This is a genomic window from Paraburkholderia sediminicola (assembly GCF_046026895.1).
GTDB classification, from domain to species: Bacteria; Pseudomonadota; Gammaproteobacteria; order Burkholderiales; family Burkholderiaceae; genus Paraburkholderia; species Paraburkholderia sediminicola_C.
This window is the reverse complement of the sequence record NZ_JAQQEU010000048.1, coordinates 1-20,074: the sequence shown is the minus strand read 5'-3', so window position 1 is coordinate 20,074 and position 20,074 is coordinate 1. Positions and strand designations below refer to the sequence as shown.

The following is a 20,074-nucleotide window of genomic DNA, read 5'->3' as shown; positions in this document are numbered from 1 at the left end:
GTGCCCGCGATTCTAGCGCGAACCCTCACCGCGAGGCTTATCGCACTATTGCGCGGGCCGCCGCGCAACCCGCTCCGTCAGCGAATCGCTTTGAGCACCGCCTCGGCGCCGCGGCCGATCGCCAGCAACGCGTCGTCGGCGTGCGGCGCGGCCGCCAGCATCAGACCGACCGGTGGGTCGCCGCGCAGATGGCAGGGCAGCGACAACGCGCAGCTGTCGAGGAAGTTGAACACGCTCGGATTGCGCAGGATCAGCGCGTTGGCGCGGCCGAACGCGTCGTCGTCGTCAATCAGGTCGGCCACGCGCGGCGGTACGACCGGCACCGTCGGCGCGACCACCGCGTCGAAGCGCTGCCACAGCGTGCGGGCGGCTTCGCCGAGCATCGCGCCGCGCTCTGCGACGAGATCCAGATAGTCGACGGCGCTGGCCGGCTGGCCTTTCAGAATGCGCGTGAGCACGCGCGGGTCGTATTGCTCGCGATGCTTTTCCAGCAGCGGACGATGCCACGCATACGCTTCGATCGGCGAAAAACCGAAGCGGTTGATCTCGGGCAAGCGGTCGAGCGGTGCAAAACGCACTTCGCTGACGATCGCGCCGGCTGCTTCCAGATGCTTCAACGCCGTGTCGATCGCGGCGGCGACCGCCGGTTCCACGCCCTCGGTGACGAAATTGGTCAGCACGCCGAGCCGCACGCCTTCGAGCGGGCGGGCGGCCGGGATGCGCGGTTCGAGCCCCGCCAGCATGCGGTCGACCAGCGCGCAGCACGCGACCGACACGCCGATCGGGCCGAACGAGTCGAGCGTCGGCGAGAGCGGCACGCCGCCTTGCTTCGGGATGCGCGCGGCGGTCGGCTTGAAGCCGGTCAGGCCGCACAGCGCGGCCGGGATGCGGATCGAGCCGCCGGTGTCGGTGCCGAGCGCGACGGCCGCCATGCCGTCGGCGACCGACGCCGCCGCGCCCGACGAGGAGCCGCCCGAAATCCGCTCGTCGCCTTTCACGTGGCGCTGGTACGGCGACAGCGGATTGCCGTAGTGCGGGTTCAGCCCGAGCCCGGAAAACGCGAACTCGCTCATGTTGGTGCGCCCGACGATCACCGCGCCGGCCCGCTTCAGGCGCGCGACCGCGACGGCGTCCGCTGGCGCGGCGGGGGCGTCGGCGAGGACGACGGAACCGGCGCGGGTCGGCTGGCCTTCGATATCGAACAGGTCTTTGACCGACACCGGAATCCCCGCGAGCGGCGACAGCACGGTGCCGGCGGCGCGTAGCCGGTCGTGCGCGTCGGCGGCGGCGCGGGCGCTGTCGGCGTCGACGTGCATGAAGGCGACCGCGCCCTGGCCGGCCGGATCGGCGATCCGTTCGAGCGCGGTTTCGACGAGCGCGCGGCTCGTGGTGCGGCCGGCGGCGAGGTCGGCGGCAAGCTGGGCAAGCGGCGGGAAGGGCGTGAATTCAGTGGCCATGATGTCGGTAGGAATCCGGTTGAACGGGGTGAAGCCGGTTGAGCGGAGAAACGCGGTCGCTGGCAAAGGGCCGGGGTGATGCGGCTCGGGGCACGGTGCGCGGCTCGCTGCGTTGCACGCGTTCAGATGCGATTGAACAGCGTCGCACGAAACGCTTCGATATGCTTTTGCACCGATCGGCGCGCGCCTTCGGCGTCGCGCTCGCGCAGCAGGCGAAACAGTTCGAGGTGTTCTTCGTGCACGTCTTCGAGATGATGCGGCTCGGACAGCGAAATGAACCAGAAGCGCAGCGAGCGTTCATGCAGACCGCGCAGGATATCGGCCAGCACCGGGTTGCGCGAGGCGGCCGAGATCGCCAGATGAAACTCGCGGTCGATATCCATCATGCCTTCGATGTCGTGCGCGGCGACGCACCCCGACGAACGCTCCAGCAGCGCCTGCATCGCATCGTAATCGTGCTGCTGCGCGTGGCGCGCGGCCAGTTCCACGCAGTAGCTTTCGTTGACGAGACGCACGTCGATGATCGCCAGCACGTCGTCGAGCGAAACCGGCCGCACCATGATGCCCTTTCTCGGCATGATGGTCAGCATGCCCTCGTGGACGAGGCGATGCAGCGCCTGGTGAACCGGCGTTCTGCCGATCCCGGTCAGCGCCATCAGTTCCGCTTCGTTGAGCACTTCGCTCGGCCGCAGCCGCATCGTGATGATTTCGCGTTTGACGAACGCATACGCCTGCTCGGCGAGGCTCGCGGCGGCGGTCGCGCGGGTGGGCGGGGAAGGGCGGGCGGTCTGCGAAAGCGTCATGTGTCAGGCGAGCGGGCATTGTCGTCCGCATTGTAGAGCAAGGTTTTGCGTGGGCGGGGTGGGGTGATCGGCGTGGCAGGCCGGCCGGCGCGCGAGGCGCGCCCCACCGCAACCCCACCGCAACCACCGCAACCCCACCGCCACCCCACGGCCACCCCCCACGATTCAGGCGCGCCGCGGCGAGACCGCAGCCGCGTGCTGCACCTTCACGCGCGGCATCATCAGCGTTACCAGCCCGCCGACGATCAACGCCCCTGCGATCAGCACCAGTCCGAACGTCACGCTATGCGTCGCGTCCTTGACGATGCCCAGCACATAGGGGCTCACATAGCCCGCGAGGTTCGCGATCGAGTTGATCACCGCGATCCCGGCGACGGCGGCCGTGCCTTGCAGGAACGTCGTCGACATCGACCAGAAGATGCCGAACCCCGCGAGGATGCCGATATACGCGATCGACAGGCCGGTGACGGCGAGCGGAATCGAGTTCGTCACCGACGCGCTGCCGAGCAGCCCCGCCGCGCCGATGAAGCAGCACACCGCGTAATGCCAGCGCCGCTCGCCCGTGATGTCCGACGAACGCCCGATCAGGATCATGCCGATGCCCGCCGCCAGATACGGAATCGCGGTGACGAAGCCATTGGTGACGAGGTTCGTCACGCCGAGATCCTTGACGATCTGCGGCAGCCAGAACGAGAAGCCCGCGTTGCCGGTGACGAGGCAGAAGTAGATCAGCGTGAGCAGCCAGAAGCGGCCCGAGCGCAACGCGGTGGCGAGATTGTGTTCGGCGCCGGCCGCCTGCGCCGCGCTGTTTTCCCGCGCGATGCGGCTCGTGATGACGCGCTTTTCGTCGGCACTGAGCCACGCGGCTTCGGCGGGCGTGTTGCGCAGCACGGCGAGCGCCCAGAAGCCCGCGAGAATCGACGGAATGCCTTCGATCAGGAACATCCACTGCCAGCCGCGCAGGCCGTGCGCGTCATGCAGCGCCGACATCAGAAAGCCCGACAGCGGCGCGCCGATGATGCCCGCCACCGGAATCGCCGCCATGAACACGGCGACCATCCGCGCGCGCCGGTCGGACGGAAACCAGAAGGTCAGATACAGCACCACGCCCGGCACCAGCCCGGCTTCGGCCACGCCGAGGAAAAAGCGCAGGACGTAGAACATCGTTTCGCTGCGCACGAACATCATCAGGCACGACAGCAGGCCCCACAGCATCGTGATGCGGGCGATCGTGGCGCGTGCGCCGAACTTCTTCAGCAGCAGATTGCTCGGCACTTCGAACACGAAGTAGCCGAAGAAAAAGATCCCCGCGCCGAGTCCGTAGGCCGCGTTCGACAGGCCGAGGTCGCCGGTGAACTGCAGCTTCGCGTAGCCGATGTTGACGCGGTCCAGGTACGACAGCACGTAGACGAGAAACAGGAACGGCATGATGCGCCAGGTGATCTTGCGCAACGCGGTGGCTTCGAGCCACGCGTCGGACGACGCGTCGGTGCCGACGGAGAGCGTGGGGGAGTTCATGCGTGCCTCATTCGACGATAGGTAGCGCGCGCACGCGATAGGCGTGGCGCAGCGTGCGGTTCAGGATGGGGTCGTGCAGTTCGAGTTCGAGCGCGTCGCCGTCGGCCATGCCGACGATGCCGCCTTGCACCGCCAGCGTGCCGCAGAACATCGCGGCGCCGTTCGCGAGCGGCGCGAGCGCCAGCAGGTCGGCGGCCGGCAGCAGCGATGCGACGCTGCCTTGCTGATAGACGCGCCGCTCGCCGTTCGCGAGTGCATAGGCGCGCAGTTCCAGTTGATCCCAGTGGCCGGCGACCTCGTCGAAACGCCAGGCATCGCGTGCGAGCGGCTTCGGGCAGACCTGCTTTGAAACGGTCACGCCGTAGGCCTCGACTTCGCGGTCGGTGTGGTCGGAACCGATCGTGACGAGCAGGCCCGCCTGCGACTGCACCAGCACGCATTCGGCTTCGCCGCTGGACTTCACGCCGACCACATCGATCTGTTCGGCCTGCGTCAGCAGTTCCGCGCCGAGGCGGTAGAAGCACGGCGTGGTGGACGGGCGTTTCACGCCCAGTGCGGCCAGCTCGGCAATGTGATGCTCGATGGCCGCCTGATCGCGGCCGGCCCACCCGGCAATCGTCAGGCGGCCCACTTCGACATGCTCGGCGCGGCCTTGGCCCGCGCGGTCTATAACATTGAACGACAACTGCCGCATCACTCGACTCCCAGAAAAATATTCGACAAATATTATTGTGATATTTCACAGGAGTCGAGCGTTTCAAAAATATTCCTTGGGAACGCCAACGGCGCGGGGGCCGACGCCCACCCGCAATCCCGCGTCCCTCGGCGCTTTTACGAGATTCGTTGGGTCCGCTTCGGCTGTTACACTGCGATTCTTGTGGATTACTTTTTGTAAGGAACGCATTCATGCACCAGGGCATTGGCTTCATTCAGGATCTGGCGGTCGTGATGGCGCTCGCCGGCGTCGTCACCGTGCTGTTCCATCGCCTGAAGCAGCCGGTGGTGCTCGGTTACATGGCCGCCGGCCTGATCATCGGGCCGTATACGCCGCCGTTCCAGCTGATCCACGACGAGCAGACCATCCAGACGCTCGGCGAACTCGGCGTGGTGTTCCTGATGTTTTCGCTCGGGCTCGAATTCAGCCTGCGCAAGCTTTTCCAGGTCGGCGCCACGGCGATCGTCGCGGCGCTCTCCGAGATCGTGCTGATGCTGTGGATCGGCTACGAGATCGGCAGCGCATTCGGCTGGAGTCCGATGGATTCGCTGTTCCTCGGCGCGATCCTCGCGATCTCGTCGACCACCATCATCGTCAAGGCGCTGTCCGAACTGGGCTTGAAGCGCGAGGGCTTCGCACAACTGGTGTTCGGCATTCTGATCGTCGAGGACATTCTCGGCATCGCGATGCTGGTGCTCTTGACCGGCATCGCGCAGACCGGGCAGTTGAGCGCCGGGCTCGCGATGGTCACGCTCGGCAAGCTGCTGCTGTTCATGACGGTGTCGCTGCTGGTCGGCGTGCTGGTGGTGCCGCGCGCGCTGAACTACGTGGCGCGCACGCGCAGCGACGAGATGCTGCTGGTGTCGGTGCTCGGCTTCTGCTTCGGCTTCTGTCTGCTGGTGGTCAAGCTCGACTACAGCATCGCGCTCGGCGCGTTCCTGATCGGCGCGATCATGGCCGAATCGCGCCATCTGCATCGGATCGAGCATCTGATCGCGCCGTTGCGCGACGCCTTCTCCGCGATCTTCTTCGTGACGATCGGGCTGATGCTGAACCCGGCCGTGCTGCTCGACTATGCAGGACCGATCGCGGTGATCACGGTGGCGGTGATCGTCGGCAAGATCGTCTCGTGCGGGCTCGGCACTTTTCTCTCGGGGCAGGACGCGCGCACGTCGATGCGCGTCGGCATGACCGTTTCGCAGATCGGCGAGTTCTCGTTCATCATCGCGTCACTCGGCTTGACGCTGAAGGTGACCAGCGCGTTTCTGTATCCGATCGCGGTGGCGGTCTCCGCGTTGACCACGCTGTTCACGCCGTATCTGATCCGCGCGGCCGATCCGTTCACCCAGCGCCTGGGCCGCGCGATGCCGGGCACGCTCGCCAACGTGTTCGGCCTGTACGGCCAATGGCTGCGCAGCCTCAGCACGGCGAGCGGCGAGCCGACGCTCTTCAGCATGACGCGGCGGATCATTTTGCAGATCGCCGTCAATCTCGCGCTGGTCGCCGCGATCTTTCTCGGTGTGTCGTACACCGCGCCCTACACGGGCAAGCTGCTCGCGCACTGGATCGATTCCGAACCGATGCAGCGCGCGGTGCAGTGGGGCGTCGCGCTCGTCGTGTCGATGCCGTTTCTGGTGGCGGTCTATCGCAAGACGAAATCGCTCGCGCTGCTGCTCGCCGAAGTCAGCGTGCAGCCGGCAACAGCGGGCCGCTTCACGAGCGCGCTTCGTTATGCGATCTCGGATCTGGTGCCGGTGGTGTCGATGGCCGGCGTGTTTCTGCTGGTCGCGGCGCTCTCGGGCAGCATTCTGCCGCCGGTGGGTTTGCTCGCCGCAGTGCTGATCTGCGCGGCGGTGCTGCTCGCGTTCGTATGGCGCTGGTGCGTGAAGATCCACGCCGCGATGCAGATCTCCTTGCGTGAAACTTTCGACGAGCAGCCGGACCCGTGAGTCATGGTGGCCTGCGTCCTGGTTCCTTGAGGAGGCTTCCTTTGACGCGGCCCCCGAGCGGGCTTCCGCTTGACCTTTCGCAACAATGTGAGCAATTGTGTGCGGGTTTGCCGGGCGTGCTGCGCTAGCGGATAATCAGGGCATATTCATTCGTTCGCGTGGAAGGCGCCTGACTGACTGTCATGAGCGAAAATAAACCCGACAACGCCGGCACGCCCGGCAGCCCATCGTCGCCTTCGGCGTCGCCAGTGCCGTCCGGCGCGACCTCCGGCGCGTCGCAACCCAGCGCGACGCCGGCTGAGCCGGCGGCTTCGCTACCTCCCTCGCATGAAGACGCGATCCAGTCGCCGATCAAGGATCCGCTGACGCCGGCCGCCGAACAGGCAGTCGCGAGATCATCGACCGACCACCCCGACAGCGCGTCGGCCGTCACGCCCACCGATGCGCAAATGGCCCGGCAACGCGACGCGGCCGAAGCGCGCAGCTCGGCTGCGGCATCCACCGCGAAACAGGAAGCCGAGGTCCATGAGCGCGAGGCGCGGCGGGCTGGGGCGCCTGCGGCGCGTCCGGACATCATGAAAGGCGCGCGTGGCACGCAGGGCACGGCTACCACCACCAGCACGAAGAGCGCGCCTTCCGCGCCCACCTTGACGAGCAGCGAGCCGCTTGCCGGCGAGCTGACCACGTCGACCGACGAGACGGTCGCCGCCGAAGAAGCCGCCGCGTCCAGTACGCGTGCGGCCGGCTCGCCGCCGCCCGGCTTCGGCGCGGCGCCCGACTTCACCGCGACCAATCCGCCCCCGCCCCACGCGTTGCCGCCGTCGCCGCCGCGCTATCTGAAGCAGCAGGATTCGGCTTGGACCGTATTCGGCCGTATCGTCGCGGCGCGCGCACGGCAGCTGTTCGATCGCGCGGGTCAGCGGATCACGCAGCGCACGCTGCGCATCGGCGTATCGGCGCGCATCTTCCATCCGGAGCCGGGCGCGAAGGGCTTGCGCGGCAAGACCTTGCAGTACCTCGAAGAGTCGATCGCGCATTGGGTGATGTCGCGCGACGTGCTGGTGTTCATGATTCCGACGGTCGGTCATCAGGGCATGCTGCATCCGAGCAATATCCGCCTGCGCGACTACGCGAAGCATCTCGACGGTCTGCTGCTGCAAGGCGGCGCCGACGTCTCGCCGCAAACCTACGCGGAAGCTGCGACCAGCCACGAGTGGCCCGGCGACCGCGTGCGCGACATGTACGAGCTGGAGTTGCTACACGAGTTCGTCGAGTCGGGCAAGCCGGTGCTCGGCGTATGCCGTGGCTGTCAGCTGATCAACGTGGCGTTCGGCGGCACCTTGTATCAGGACATCGCGACCGACGTCCCGACCGCGGCCGCGCACGTCAATGAGGACTACGATCAGCACCGGCACGGGATTCACTTTCCGGACGGCTCGACGCTGGTCAACATGTTCCCGGGCCGGCGTGATGCGATCGTCAACTCGATCCACCATCAGGCGGTGAAGACGCTCGGCCGCGATCTCAACATCGAAGCGGTGTCGGCGTCGGACGGCCTCATCGAGGCCGTGCGCTATCGGCGCGCGCCTTTCGTGATGGGGGTGCAGTGGCATCCGGAGTTTCATCGCGCGGGCGGTCCGGAGTTGCTCGATTGCACGCCCTTGCTCGACACCTTTCTGCGGGTCGCGCGTGAGACGCGGTTTTGAGACCGGTGGGATTTGGATGTCTGTAGTAGGGCGGCGTGGGTTGGGTTTGGTTTGCCTTTGAGTTTGCGGTCAATGACCGTTTTCCGATGCTGATTTATGTGGCGCACCGTCGCGGTACAGGGCGGTGCGCTTTGCTTTGTTCCGCACGGTTGGATTTGTCCGGTTCCTGTGCGTCTTTCCCGGTCAGCTCGCGTCTGCCTCGTCCCGTCGAACCGACACGGCAACGATGGGTTCGAATCGCCGCCGCCTTTTTATCAAGATAATCAGCATTCCGAGGTTTCACGTACGGCCTTAGAGTAGGTAGGATTTATCGCGTGACTTTGCCGTCTTCAAAACACCGATTGCAAACGCAATGGACCTTCAATCGGTCCGCGCGAACGAGGCACCTATTCATCGCAATATTGCAAACCCGCTTGCCGTTGGATTCGTCCAGATCCATTGAAAATTCGGAAGCGTCCTAGGAGGCAGTTTGCCGTGTTTTCGCAGTATCTGAACAGTTTTATTTCACAATGGAGCGGTGCATTTGCTCAGAATCATTCTCTTCCTGATTATCTTGAATTAGAGCCTTGCCAGGCGCCATTTGAGTGCTTCGCCTGACGTCCAATCCGCGCGATAATCTGCCGCTGTTTCGGAATGGCATGGAGCAAGCAGGTATGAAGTATCCCTTAATAATGAGGCGCGCCGTGCCGCTCGCGGCCGCGTGTGTGCTGCTGCAGCACGGCGGCTTGGCGCGCGCGGCGCAAAGCGCGGAAGCGGCGTCGATAACCGGTATGCGGCCGGTCATGAGTGCGCCGTCGTCCAACGATGACGCGCTGCCTGGCGCGCAGGCGGTCAAGCCCGACGCAACGAACGCTTCGGACGCGGCGAACGCAGCGAGCGCGCCGGCCAACGACGCGCGAGGCAACGTCGCCGAATTGATGCAAATGATTCACGACGCAAAGCTGAGCGAACTGCGCACTACCTATAACGGCAGCTATGGCGCGAGTCTGTTTTTCTATCCGCAGCAGGTGACGTACTACGTCGCTTTGTTTCAGAACAAACAATTCTGGCGCGTGATCAAGTCGGAGAACACCGATCGCGCGGAAGCGATCTACGCGGATTTTGCGCAGCAAACGGCGCAGCTCTCGGAAGTCGAAATTCGCCGCATTCGGTTGCAGGCGCAGAAGGCGTACATCGAAGACATCATTGCGATGTCGCAGGATCACGCGAAACGCTTGCAGGCCGATCTCGACGTAGCGCGCACGCAGCAGGCCACGGTCAACGACTACCAGCGGCAAACGCTGGGCGAGACGGTCACGCTGCATGCCGAGAAGGAAAAGGCGCAGGCGCAACTGCGTCAGGTGCAGAGCGAAATCATGCAGTTGCAGCGGCAGACGGAGTTTGGATTGCCGGTCTCGAAGCTGCCGCAGTGAATGAAAGAAGCCGGGCTTATCAGCAGGCGGGCTCCTTTTTGCCGCCATTTCCGGGCAGCGGTGCCTGGACGTTTACTTTGCGAACTGGTCCGGGACCTCGGTCACGCGACGCTGCGACATGTGACTCATCCATTCGGTCGAACCGGCTGTCGAAAGACTGTTCGACAAGGAGGAACGGGGCGACGCTACGTCGCGCAGTTGCATCGCGGCGGACATCCTCACGTCAGCGTATTCGTCGAGACCGGCTTGTGCCGGCGCGCGCGGCGAGTAAGCGCCCGCGTCCGACGGTCTGGCCAACGCTCGCTGCACAGTTCGCGGGACGGTGCTGCGCTGTGTGTCGTCGTTCACTGCCGAGACTTGTGAGAGCGGGGTTGCCGCGGCGCGGCGCGCGGCGCGACGGCGGTCTTTTTCGCGCGGGATGTCCACCGTTTCGCGGACCGCACGACGGCGGCGAGAGAGCGCGTCGTTGACCACGGCATGCGCCGCTGCCGTTGCTTCGGTCGAAGCGGGCGGGCGCGCAGGGATGGGCACAACGTGGCCGCTTGCCGATGTCATCTTTCCAGCTCGCGCATCGACCTTGGCGGCAGTCGCTTCACTGACTGCCTTGCGGATCACCCCATGGACCGTAGCCGCATCAGATGCGCGACGCTCAACTGCCTGTGCGTCGTGGCTTGCCGTCACCGTGTCCACGGACTTCGTGTCGTCGACCGTATGGCGATGCGCGAGATGGGTGAACCCGATCCACGTAAGCATTGCCGCGCCGCTGAGTGCGCACACGCCGCCCGTCAGCGCGCCCCAATGCGGCGGCGCGCGCCGCGCAAGAGTGGCGCGCGCCGGCGGTTTCACTGCCGGTTCCACCGTTGCTTCGGCAAGCCCATGCGGTGCCTGTTCGCGCGGCGCCTCGAATACCGTTGCACGCTTCGCGGTCGCAGCGGAAGCAGAAGTCGCGGCCCGCTGTGCGCTCAACGGCACCCATCTGCAAAACGAGAGAATGGTCTGGTCGCTCATGCAGAAGGTGCGCAACATGGCTGCATATAGCGCCTTGAGTTCCGCCCGCCAGCTGTAGCCCGGCGGCAGCAACGCCCAGTCGCGGCCGAAGGGTGCCGGCAGATGATCGAGCGGCCGCAGGCTCGGCATTGCAATGGAGCCTTCGATCAAAGTGAGCGGAATGGTGGACATTGGTCTCTCGCGGCGCCTCGTAGTGGGGCCGCCGGTCGGCGGCTGCGGGGTCGTAGGGACTCAGGCTCGGGGCGATGCGGGCGGAACGTTTTCATGCACGCCGTACGCCGGTGCGAACGCGCTGCTCCGCATGCCGCATGCGCGTGAAGCACAGCGCTCAACACGAACAGATGATGGATGCGTAGGCGCGACGCGGCGAAGCCATCGGGCTACAGAAGATGATGCCTACAGGCAGCCGATCCGGCGATCAGACAGTTCTGAAAATTAGCGACACCTCACGCAAGCCCGGTTGGTGCAAGGCCGGCGGCGCTCCCCGTGAGCGGCGCGATCAGCGTTTCAGCCTGTACACGTAGCGCAACGCGGTGATGTCGACGCCGCCCATATGATCCGGCTCGGCGCCGACAAACTGCCAGCCCTGCCGTTCATAGAAGCCGATCGCCGGCGTGTTGCCTTCGAGCACGTACAGATACAGTTGCGTCTCGCCTTGCGCGCGCGCCCAGTCCTCGGCGGCGCGCATCAGCAGCTTGCCGACGCCGATGCCCTGGTAGCCGGGCAGCGCATGCAGGTTGTCGAGCAGCACGCCCCACGCCGACTCCGGCTGCCGTTCCACGCACACGAAGCCGATCGGCTCGGCCGCCAGCTCGGCGATCAGCACGATGCGGCGCTCTCCGCCTGGCGCGCCCAGCCGCGCTTCCCAATAGGCGGCGCGCTCGCGTGTGATTTCGCCGTCGAGGAATGCATCGGGCAGCAGCCCCCGGTACGTGGCCTGCCAGCTGGCGCTGTGGATCGAAGCGATCAGCGCGGCGTCGTCGACAGTCGCGGGGCGCAGCGAAAGAGCGGGGGTGGTTCGCATCGGGATCGTGTTCAACGGAAATGCCGGGCCGCAAAGTCTACCGCGATGATGGTCGCCCAACGCGACGACATTCAGTAGGGGCCGTAAGCAAACTGTATGAATTTCGCAACAGCGCCATCAACGGCAACATTACCTGGCGCGGCTCGCACCTGAGTTACAACGTTTACCCTGATACCGCGTGGATACGTTCGGTATGACAATTCCGCGCCCCCGGCGCGTCCTTTCCTTTCCGATCGCCTGCGGCATCCGCTCGCCACGCCCGGCGGACCGTTTCAACTGCCTGGCCGTCATGTCCCCATGGCGGCAGGCTTCTCAGAGAATGTCATGTCTACTGCGTCGCACGCCATTTCCGCCAAGGAAGAATCCAAGGTCAAGACAGTTTTCCGCGTGGTCAGCGGCAACTTTCTTGAGATGTACGACTTCATGGTCTACGGCTATTACGCCTCGGCGATCGCCAAGACCTATTTCCCCAGCGGCAACGAATTCGCTTCGCTGATGCTGTCCCTGTCGGTGTTCGGCGCGGGCTTCCTGATGCGGCCGCTCGGCGCGATCGTGCTGGGCGCCTACATCGACCATCACGGCCGCCGCAAAGGCCTGATCCTCACGCTCGGCCTGATGGCGCTCGGCACGCTCACGGTCGCGGCGATACCCGGCTACGCGACGATCGGCCTCCTCGCGCCGATGCTCGTGCTGTTCGGCCGGTTGTTGCAGGGTTTCTCCGCCGGGGTCGAACTGGGCGGCGTGTCGGTGTATCTGTCGGAGATCGCCACCAAGGGCAACAAGGGCTTCTACTGCTCGTGGCAATCGGGCAGCCAGCAGGTCGCCGTGGTGTTCGCCGCGCTGATCGGCGTGCTGCTGAACAAACTGCTGCCCGCCGACCAGATGAGCGCGTGGGGCTGGCGCGTGCCGTTCCTGATCGGCTGTCTGATCGTGCCGTTCCTGTTCATCATTCGCCGGTCGCTGAAGGAAACAGAAGAATTCCAGGCGCGCAAGCATCGTCCGAGCATGGGCGAGATCATGAAGTCGATGGCCACCAACTGGGGCGTCGTGCTGGGCGGCATGGGCATGGTCATCATGACCACCGTGTCGTTCTACATGATCACCGCGTACACGCCGACCTTCGGCAAGGAAGTGCTGAAGCTGTCGGCGATCGATACGCTCGTCGTCACGGTCTGCGTGGGTCTGTCGAACCTGGTCTGGCTGCCGCTGTCGGGCGCGCTGTCGGATCGTATCGGCCGCCGCCCGGTGTTGCTCGCGTTCACGATCCTGACCATCGTCACCGCGTATCCGGCGCTGCAATGGCTGGTCGCCGAGCCGTCGTTCGCGCGCCTGCTGGCGGTCCAGCTGTGGCTGTCGTTCCTGTACGGCAGCTATAACGGCGCGATGGTGGTGGCGCTGACCGAGGTGATGCCGGTCGAAGTGCGCACCGCCGGGTTCTCGCTGGCTTACAGTCTGGCGACGACGGTCGGCGGCTTCACGCCGGCGATCGCCACGCTGCTGATCCACGTCACGGGCAACAAGGCGGCGCCGGGTCTGTTCCTCGGCATGGCGGCGATATGTGGGCTGATCGCGACACTGGTGCTGTATCGCACGCCGGAGTCGCGCAATCAGTATCGGACGGCTTGAGGGGCTGTTGGCCCGCTGCGGGTCTGGTTGAGAAAAACCCCGCGTTCGTGAGAACGCGGGGTTTTTTGTCGGGTGCCGCTGCCGTTGCTGCTGTCGTCGCGCCGCGCGTGTGCTCCGCCAGCCCGGAGGTTCGCGCGGCTCGCGTTACGAGCAGCGCGCTCGGCTAGCCTTGGCGCAATTCGCTCGCCACTACGTCGACGACTTCGCCCCACGCGCCGGGCCGCGGCTGACGCACCAGCGTCGCGCCGGGATACCACGGGCTGCGCGTGTCGCCATCGAACCAGCGCCAGTCCGCCGCGAACGGCAGCATCAGCCACAGTGGCTTGCGCAGCGCGCCGGCCAGGTGAGCGATGGACGTGTCGATCGACACCACCGCGTCGAGCCGCGCGATGATCGCTGCGGTGTCCGCGAAGTCGCCGATCCGCGTGTCGAAGCGATGGATCGACGCCGTGCGCGGATGCGCGTCGAGCGCCGCGCGTTCGTCGGCGCCCAACTCGGGCTGCAGCACGATCCAGTCGATGCCCTGAAGCGCGAACAGCGGGGCGAGCGCGGCGAGCGGCATCGACCGCGTTTCGTTTTGCTGGATGCGTCCCGACCACGCGATGCCGATCTTGCGTTTGGCCTGGCCGCCGAGCGAGCCGCGCCATTTGCGGCCGTACGCCGGCGGCACGTCGAGATAGGGCGTGCGCTCCGGAATCGTGTCGAAGCGGGTGCCGAGCGCAAGCGGCAGGCTCAGCAGCGGGCATTGCAGATCGGCGGCGGGGCGCGGTGCGCCCTGGGCGATCAGCGTCACGCGCCATGCCTGTGCGGCCGGCGCCAGCAACGGCAGCAGTTGCGGTTGTACTTCGAGCACGACGCGCGCGGCGCGCTGCGCGGCGAGCGGCACGAAGCGCACGAATTGCAGCGTGTCGCCGAAACCCTGCTCGGCGTGGATCAGCAGCGTGCGCTGATCGATCGGCTCGCCGTGCCAGCGCGGCAGCGTCTGGATGACCGGCTGCGCGGCGATTTGCAGTCGCCATTCGTATTCCGGCAGTCCGCGCGCGAAATCGCGCTGCGCGAGCCACGCGAGCGCGCGGTTCAGGTGCGCGGACGCGAGGTCGGGGCGCAGCCGCAGCGCCTCGTCGAACGCGCGCACGGCGGGCGCATGCGCGTTCAATGCCTGGTGCGCGCTGCCCAGACTCAGCCACGCGAGCGCGAACTGCGGGTCGAGACCGACCGCGCGCTCCAGATACGGCAGCGCCCGCTCGTGACGACCCAGCGCCGCCAGCGCGTTGCCCATCCCGTAGATGGCCGGCGGCAGATTCGGCTGGTGGCTCAGCGCGGCCTCGAACGACGCGACCGCTTCGCCATGGCGGCCGGTGGCGTCGAACGTATTGGCGAGATTGAAGTGGGCGGCGACGAAGCGCGGCTCGGCGGCGAGCGCCGCCTGGAAGCAGGGGATCGCCTCGTCCGCGCGACCCAGCGCGTTCAGCGACATGCCCATGTTGTTCAACGCGCCGGCGTGGCCGGGACGCAGTTCGAGCGCGCGCCGGAACGATGCGATCGCTTCGGTATGACGGCCGAGCGCGTGCAGCGCGTTGCCGAGGTTGTTGTGCGACGACGCGTCGTCGGGTTGCAGGCGCAGCGATTTCTCGAACGCGTCGGCGGCGTCTTCGTGACGGCCCAGCGACGCGTACGCGTTGCCGAGGTTGTAGTGCGCCATCGGGAACGACGGCGCGAGCGTCAGCGCATTGCGGAACTGCTCGATCGCGTCGTCGATCTGGCCGAGCGCCTTCAGTGCGTTGCCGAGGTTCAGTTGCAGCGCGGCGTCTTCCGGGCGCAGGTTCACCGCGCGCCGCACGAGGTCGGCGGCCTCGGCGTGCTGGCCTTGCTGGTGGCGTAGCACGCCCAGCAGGTGCAACGCGTCGACGTGCTTGGGATTGCCGTCGAGCGTCGCGCGATAGCCGCGTTCGGCATCGTCGAGGCGGCCGTCACGGTGCGCCGCGAAGGCGCTCTCAAATACAGGTTGCATGACGGGGGATGGTATCTGGGTGAGGCAGAGGCCGCATTTTCCCACACTCGCCGGACGCCCCTCGATTTGACCGGTTCGATAGCCATCTATAACATTTGAACATCTGTTCATATGTGTGGCTGCCATGTCCGTTTCGGTGCCGACCTTCACGGGGAATTCTTCGAGGGGTTCTGCTACTTCCGGCGGTTCCGTTTCCGCTTTGACTATGTCCGCTGGGGGTGGTCAGGGCGACGCGGCGGATACGATCGTGCCGCTGGCCGAGCTGTTCCGCCTGCTCGGCGATCCGACGCGTTTGCGCATCGTGCTCGCGTGCGCGGACGGCCAGCGCGCGGTCGGGGCGATCGCGCAGGGGCTGGACTTGTCGGCATCGCTGGTGAGCCATCATCTGCGATTGCTGCGCGCGGCGCGGATCGTGCGTGCGCAACGCCAGGGCAAGCAGGTGTTCTATCGCGCTGCGGATAGCCATATCAGCGCGATGCTGGCCGCCATGCTCGAACATGTGGCCGAGCCGGCCGACAACCTTTCCCAGGACGCGTGATGAACCAAGCCGATAGATCGGACCGGGATGATGAAGCGCGTGGAGCGGCGCAGGACGGCAACGAGCTGAGCGGGCACGACCATAGCGATCACGACCATAGCGATCACGACCATAGCAAGCACGACCATAGCGGTCACGACCACAGCAAACACGACCACCCCAAGTCCACCAAAGCCAGCCACGCGAACCACGCGCACAACCACGCCGGCCACCACCACCACGCCCACGCCCCCGTCGAAGGCCACGGCCGCGCTTTCGCAATCGCCGTCGCGCTGAACGTCGCGATCGTCCTCCTGCAGGCCGTCTACGGCGTGCTCGCGCACTCCACCGCGCTGCTCGCCGACGCGGGCCACAACCTCTCCGACGTCCTCGGCCTGCTGCTCGCATGGGGCGCCGCGTGGCTCGCCACATGGCGTCCGTCGGCGCGCTACACGTTCGGCTATGGCGGCTCGTCGATTCTCGCGTCGCTCGTCAATGCGGGGCTGCTGCTGTTCGCATGCGGCGTGATCGTCGCCGAGGCGATCGGACGGCTGATGAACCCGGCGCCGGTGGCCGGGCTCGCGGTGTTCGTCGTTGCGACGATCGGCATGGTGATCAACGGGATTTCCGCATGGCTCTTCATGCGCGGTCAAAAGGAAGACCTCAACATTCGCGGCGCTTTCCTGCACCTGGCCGCCGATGCCGGCATCTCGGCGGCGGTCGCGCTCAGCGGCCTCGTGATCCTGTACACCCACTGGCTGTGGCTCGATCCGCTGATGAGCCTGCTGGTGGTCGCGGTGGTGGTGGCGGGCACGTGGAGCCTGTTGCGCGATTCGCTGCGCCTCGCGCTCGACGCGGTGCCGTCCGGCGTCGATCTGCAAAGCATCCGCGACTATCTGGCGGCGCAGCCCGGCGTGATCGAGGTGCACGACCTGCACGTGTGGGCGCTGTCGACCACGGGCAACGCGCTCAGCGCGCATCTGGTGATGCCGGCGGGCCATCCCGGCGACGAGGGGCTCGATCGCATCGTCGTCGTATTGCGCGAGCGCTTTTCGATGCAGCACGCGACCCTGCAAGTCGATCTCGGCACCACCGAGCATCGTTGCGCGATGGATCATGCGCCGCACGCGCATTGACGCAGCCGGCACCGCGCGACGATATGCACGTTGCACGACGTCGCCTGACGCAGCAAGCCCACGCGGGCTCATCAATGATGCAGCGCACCGCTGACCAGCATATCGGCGGCGTACACTAGAGCGCATTGTTGTTGCCTCCGGAGTGCCGCATGGACGCTGCTGCATACGATGCGCCGGTGCTGATCGTCGGCGCGGGTCCCACCGGACTGGCGGCGGCGATGAGTCTGGCGCGTGCCCACATCCCCGTGCGTCTGATCGACAAAGCGCTGCAGCCGAACCCGTATTCGCGGGCCATCGGCATCCAGGCGCGCACGCTCGAACTGCTCGAACAGCACCGGCTGATCGAACCGTTCCTCGAACTCGGCCATCGCGCGCGCATCGCCAATCTGTTTTCGAACGGTATGCGTCTCGCGCAACTCGACTTCGACCCGCTGCACACGCGCTATCCGTATCTGCTGTTTCTCGATCAGTCCGTGACCGAGCGTCTGCTCACCGAGCATCTCGCTACCTTCGGCGTGCAGGTCGAACGCGGCACCGAACTGACGATGTTTTCGCAAGGCTCCGCGAGCGTCCAGGCAACGCTACGTCGCGCGGACGGCCACACCGAGACGTTGCGGCCTTCTTACATGATCGCCGCCGACGGTGCGCATAGTTCGATCCGTCATCGGCTGGGTCTGAACTTCGAGGGCAAGACTTTCGAGCAGACATTCCTGCTCGCCGATCTGCACGCCGAAACCGATTGGCCCGAAGACGAGTTCCATATCTTCGCGTCGGGCGAGGGCCTGGTGGCGCTGTTTCCGATGGGTCACGGCCGCCATCGGCTGATCGCGGATCATCCGGCGGAGCCGCCCGCCGTCGCCGCGCCTCCGACCCCCGCGGTGCTGGGTGAGCCGCCGCTCGACCAGGTGCCGGCGCCGTCGCTGGAGCAATGCAAGGCGTTGATCGCGCGGCGCGTGCGCGAGCGCGTCGACGTGTCCGAGCTGGCGTGGTCGTCGTATTTCCATTTGAATAGCCGGATGGTGGACCGGCTGCGTGTGGGCCGCCTCTTCCTTGCCGGCGACGCCGCTCACGTGCACAGTCCGGCCGGCGCGCAAGGGATGAACACCGGCATTCAGGAAGCGTTCAATCTAGGGTGGAAGCTCGCGCGCGTGCTGAAGGGCGCGGCGCCGGATCGCCTGCTCGACACCTACCACCTCGAACGGCATCCGATCGAGCGCGACGTGCTGCGCCAGACCGGCTTCATCACCCAGATGGCCGAGGCCGATCATGGGCCGCTGAAGCTGCTGCGCGAGCGCGTGATGCCGGTGCTGGCCGCGCTGGGTCCGCTGCGCGATGCCGCGCGTCTGACCATCAGCGAGTTGTCGATCCAGTACCGGCGCAGTCCGCTCACGCTCGAACGGGTGCTCGACGGCGGCCCGCGCGCCGGCGAGCGCGCGCCCGATGCGCTGGTGCATGTGGTGGACGGACCGCTCGGGCGCGCGCCGGGTGTCGGCTGTATTTTCGATCTGCACGATCCGGCGTTCTTCTCGCTGTTTCTGCTGGTGCCGCCACTGCCCGTCGACGATACGCCGCTCGATCCGGCCGCGAAACATGCGCCGCCGCCGGACGCGGAGCTGGAGCGGCTCACCGCCGAGGTCGAGCGGCTGTTGCCGGGCGCGGTGCGGATCTGGCGCATCACCGATACGACCGGCGACGGCGGCCCGGCGCTCTCCGAATCGTACGGACGCACGCGGCCGTCGTTCTATCTGGTGCGGCCCGACGGGTATATCAGCGCGCGCGGGCGGACCGGGTCCGATCTGCTCGGGCTGCTGCGGCATTGCGAAGCGTGGTATACGGTGGGCGGCGAGATACCGGAACAGGCCGCGCTGTGATGCCGGCGGCTTTGGAGTGGTGCTTTCGTTCGTTGACTGTGTGAGTGAAGCGATGCGTGCAACAACGCGGCGCGCGAGCGGTGCGAACCGCCAGCGCGCCGCCTGCCTTATGACGCCACTGCGGCGGGCATCAACCGCTCCCGATGTTTAACCAGCGCTTCCCTCACGAAATCCGACATCGCGGTTGCGTGCGCGTCCTGCGCGTCGTCGAGCGTCGCCAGCAGCGCGCGGCGCATGCGCGGTTCCCAGAAGCGGCGGATATGATCGGCGACGCCGGCGAGCGCCTCTTCGCGGTCCGGCATCGAATCGAAGAAGTCGCCGATGCGGTTCGCCATATCGAGCAGATTTTCAGTGTCCATCGTCGCCTCACTTGCCCGACGTTGCGTTGGCGAGTTCGCGCTGCTTCAGCAGATCGAGCTGCTCGGTGTTGAAGCGCGAATAGTCCTGCTGCCATTGCGACGGCTGTTCGACCGGCGTCACCTGCACCGCGGTCACCTTGTATTCCGGACAGTTGGTCGCCCAGTCCGAGCTATCGGTGGTGATCACGTTCGCGCCCGACTCGGGAAAGTGGAACGTGGTGTAGACCACCCCCGGCTGCATCCGCTCGGTCACCTTTGCGCGCAGCACGGTCTGTCCCGCACGCGACTCGATGCCGACCCAGTCGCCGGTCTTGATGCCACGTTCCTCGGCGTCGTGCGGGTGCAGTTCGAGCCGGTCCTCGTCGTGCCAGCGCGAGTTCTCGGTGCGGCGCGTTTGCGCGCCCACGTTGTACTGCGACAGGATGCGGCCGGTCGTGAGCACCAGCGGGAATTTGCGCGTGACTTTTTCCGGCGATGCGATGAACTTCGTGATCACGAACCGGCCCTTGCCGCGCACGAAGGTATCGACGTGCATGGTCGGCGTGCCGTCCGGCGCGTCCTCATTGCAGGGCCATTGGATGCTGCCGAGCTCGTCGATCTTGCGGTACGACACGCCGTGGAAAGTCGGCGTGAGACGCGCGATCTCGTCCATGATCTGTGACGGATGCGTGTAGTCCATCTCGTAGCCGAGCGCGCGCGAGAGCAACACCGTGACTTCCCAGTCGGCGTAGCCCGGGATCGGCGGCATCACCTTGCGCACCCGCGAAATGCGGCGCTCCGCGTTGGTGAAGGTGCCGTCCTTTTCGAGGAACGACGAACCGGGCAGCAGCACGTGCGCGTACTTGGCGGTCTCGTTGAGGAAGATGTCCTGCACGACGATGCATTCCATCGACGACAGCGCCGCCGACACATGATGCGTGTTCGGGTCCGACTGCACGATGTCCTCGCCCTGGCAATAGAGA

Annotated in this window: 16 protein-coding genes; 7 read left to right on the top strand and 9 right to left on the bottom strand. The window is 66.1% G+C overall.

Annotated elements, in window-relative coordinates:
* Positions 1-77: 77 nt before the first annotated feature.
* From PQR02_RS27160 to PQR02_RS27145, 4 genes are all read right to left on the bottom strand, one after another.
* Entirely contained in the window at positions 78-1,457 is a 1,380-nt protein-coding gene (locus PQR02_RS27160; protein WP_408238603.1) for an amidase, read from the bottom strand.
* A gap of 122 nt (positions 1,458-1,579) precedes the next feature.
* Positions 1,580-2,260: a GntR family transcriptional regulator gene (locus tag PQR02_RS27155; protein ID WP_408238600.1), complete on the bottom strand. Its 681-nt coding sequence runs from the start codon at positions 2,258-2,260 to the stop codon at positions 1,580-1,582.
* 165 nt (positions 2,261-2,425) lie between these two features.
* Positions 2,426-3,778 carry an MFS transporter gene (locus tag PQR02_RS27150; protein ID WP_408238597.1) on the bottom strand — a complete coding sequence of 451 codons (1,353 nt, stop codon included), beginning with the start codon at positions 3,776-3,778 and terminating at the stop codon, positions 2,426-2,428.
* A gap of 7 nt (positions 3,779-3,785) precedes the next feature.
* Positions 3,786-4,472 (bottom strand): DUF2848 domain-containing protein, encoded by a 687-nt coding sequence (locus PQR02_RS27145; RefSeq protein ID WP_408238594.1) that lies wholly within the window; start codon positions 4,470-4,472, stop codon positions 3,786-3,788.
* Positions 4,473-4,684: 212 nt separating this feature from the next.
* Here PQR02_RS27145 and PQR02_RS27140 point away from each other — a divergent pair, with 212 nt between their 5' ends.
* From PQR02_RS27140 to PQR02_RS27130, 3 genes are all read left to right on the top strand, one after another.
* Complete coding sequence (locus tag PQR02_RS27140; protein WP_408238591.1) at positions 4,685-6,442, top strand: cation:proton antiporter; 1,758 nt, start codon at positions 4,685-4,687, stop codon at positions 6,440-6,442.
* A gap of 182 nt (positions 6,443-6,624) precedes the next feature.
* Positions 6,625-8,148 carry a gamma-glutamyl-gamma-aminobutyrate hydrolase family protein gene (locus PQR02_RS27135; protein WP_408238588.1) on the top strand — a complete coding sequence of 508 codons (1,524 nt, stop codon included), beginning with the start codon at positions 6,625-6,627 and terminating at the stop codon, positions 8,146-8,148.
* A gap of 653 nt (positions 8,149-8,801) precedes the next feature.
* Entirely contained in the window at positions 8,802-9,560 is a 759-nt protein-coding gene (locus PQR02_RS27130; RefSeq protein WP_408238585.1) for a DUF2968 domain-containing protein, read from the top strand.
* Between the two features lie 72 nt (positions 9,561-9,632).
* On the opposite strand, the gene PQR02_RS27125 is transcribed toward PQR02_RS27130, so the two are convergent.
* Both PQR02_RS27125 and PQR02_RS27120 read right to left on the bottom strand, forming a co-directional pair.
* The gene (locus tag PQR02_RS27125; protein ID WP_408238582.1) at positions 9,633-10,739 is read right to left on the bottom strand and encodes a hypothetical protein; all 1,107 of its coding nucleotides are present in this window, start codon (positions 10,737-10,739) and stop codon (positions 9,633-9,635) included.
* A gap of 328 nt (positions 10,740-11,067) precedes the next feature.
* Positions 11,068-11,592, bottom strand: a complete 525-nt coding sequence (locus PQR02_RS27120; RefSeq protein ID WP_408238579.1) for a GNAT family N-acetyltransferase — start codon at positions 11,590-11,592, stop codon at positions 11,068-11,070.
* Positions 11,593-11,916: 324 nt separating this feature from the next.
* Between PQR02_RS27120 and PQR02_RS27115 the strand changes: the two genes are divergently transcribed.
* Entirely contained in the window at positions 11,917-13,218 is a 1,302-nt protein-coding gene (locus PQR02_RS27115; RefSeq protein ID WP_408238576.1) for an MFS transporter, read from the top strand.
* Positions 13,219-13,381: 163 nt separating this feature from the next.
* Here PQR02_RS27115 and PQR02_RS27110 read toward each other — a convergent pair whose 3' ends face one another.
* Positions 13,382-15,229: a tetratricopeptide repeat protein gene (locus PQR02_RS27110; RefSeq protein WP_408238573.1), complete on the bottom strand. Its 1,848-nt coding sequence runs from the start codon at positions 15,227-15,229 to the stop codon at positions 13,382-13,384.
* 205 nt (positions 15,230-15,434) lie between these two features.
* On the opposite strand from PQR02_RS27110, the gene PQR02_RS27105 reads away from it, so the two are divergent.
* The 3 genes from PQR02_RS27105 to PQR02_RS27095 all read left to right on the top strand — a co-directional run bounded on the left by PQR02_RS27105 (position 15,435) and on the right by PQR02_RS27095 (position 18,753).
* Positions 15,435-15,767 (top strand): ArsR/SmtB family transcription factor, encoded by a 333-nt coding sequence (locus tag PQR02_RS27105; protein WP_408238570.1) that lies wholly within the window; start codon positions 15,435-15,437, stop codon positions 15,765-15,767.
* The gene (locus PQR02_RS27100; RefSeq protein WP_408238567.1) at positions 15,767-16,882 is read left to right on the top strand and encodes a cation diffusion facilitator family transporter; all 1,116 of its coding nucleotides are present in this window, start codon (positions 15,767-15,769) and stop codon (positions 16,880-16,882) included. Before PQR02_RS27105 ends, PQR02_RS27100 begins: the two co-directional genes overlap by 1 nt.
* 149 nt (positions 16,883-17,031) lie before the next feature.
* A complete protein-coding gene (locus PQR02_RS27095) occupies positions 17,032-18,753 on the top strand; it encodes an FAD-dependent monooxygenase (RefSeq protein ID WP_408238564.1) in 1,722 nt (573 codons plus the stop codon).
* Between the two features lie 107 nt (positions 18,754-18,860).
* On the opposite strand, the gene PQR02_RS27090 is transcribed toward PQR02_RS27095, so the two are convergent.
* Positions 18,861-19,112, bottom strand: a complete 252-nt coding sequence (locus PQR02_RS27090) for a formate dehydrogenase subunit delta (protein WP_408238561.1) — start codon at positions 19,110-19,112, stop codon at positions 18,861-18,863.
* Positions 19,113-19,119: 7 nt separating this feature from the next.
* A partial coding sequence (locus tag PQR02_RS27085; protein ID WP_408238558.1) for a molybdopterin oxidoreductase family protein occupies positions 19,120-20,074 on the bottom strand: 955 nt, incomplete at its 5' end.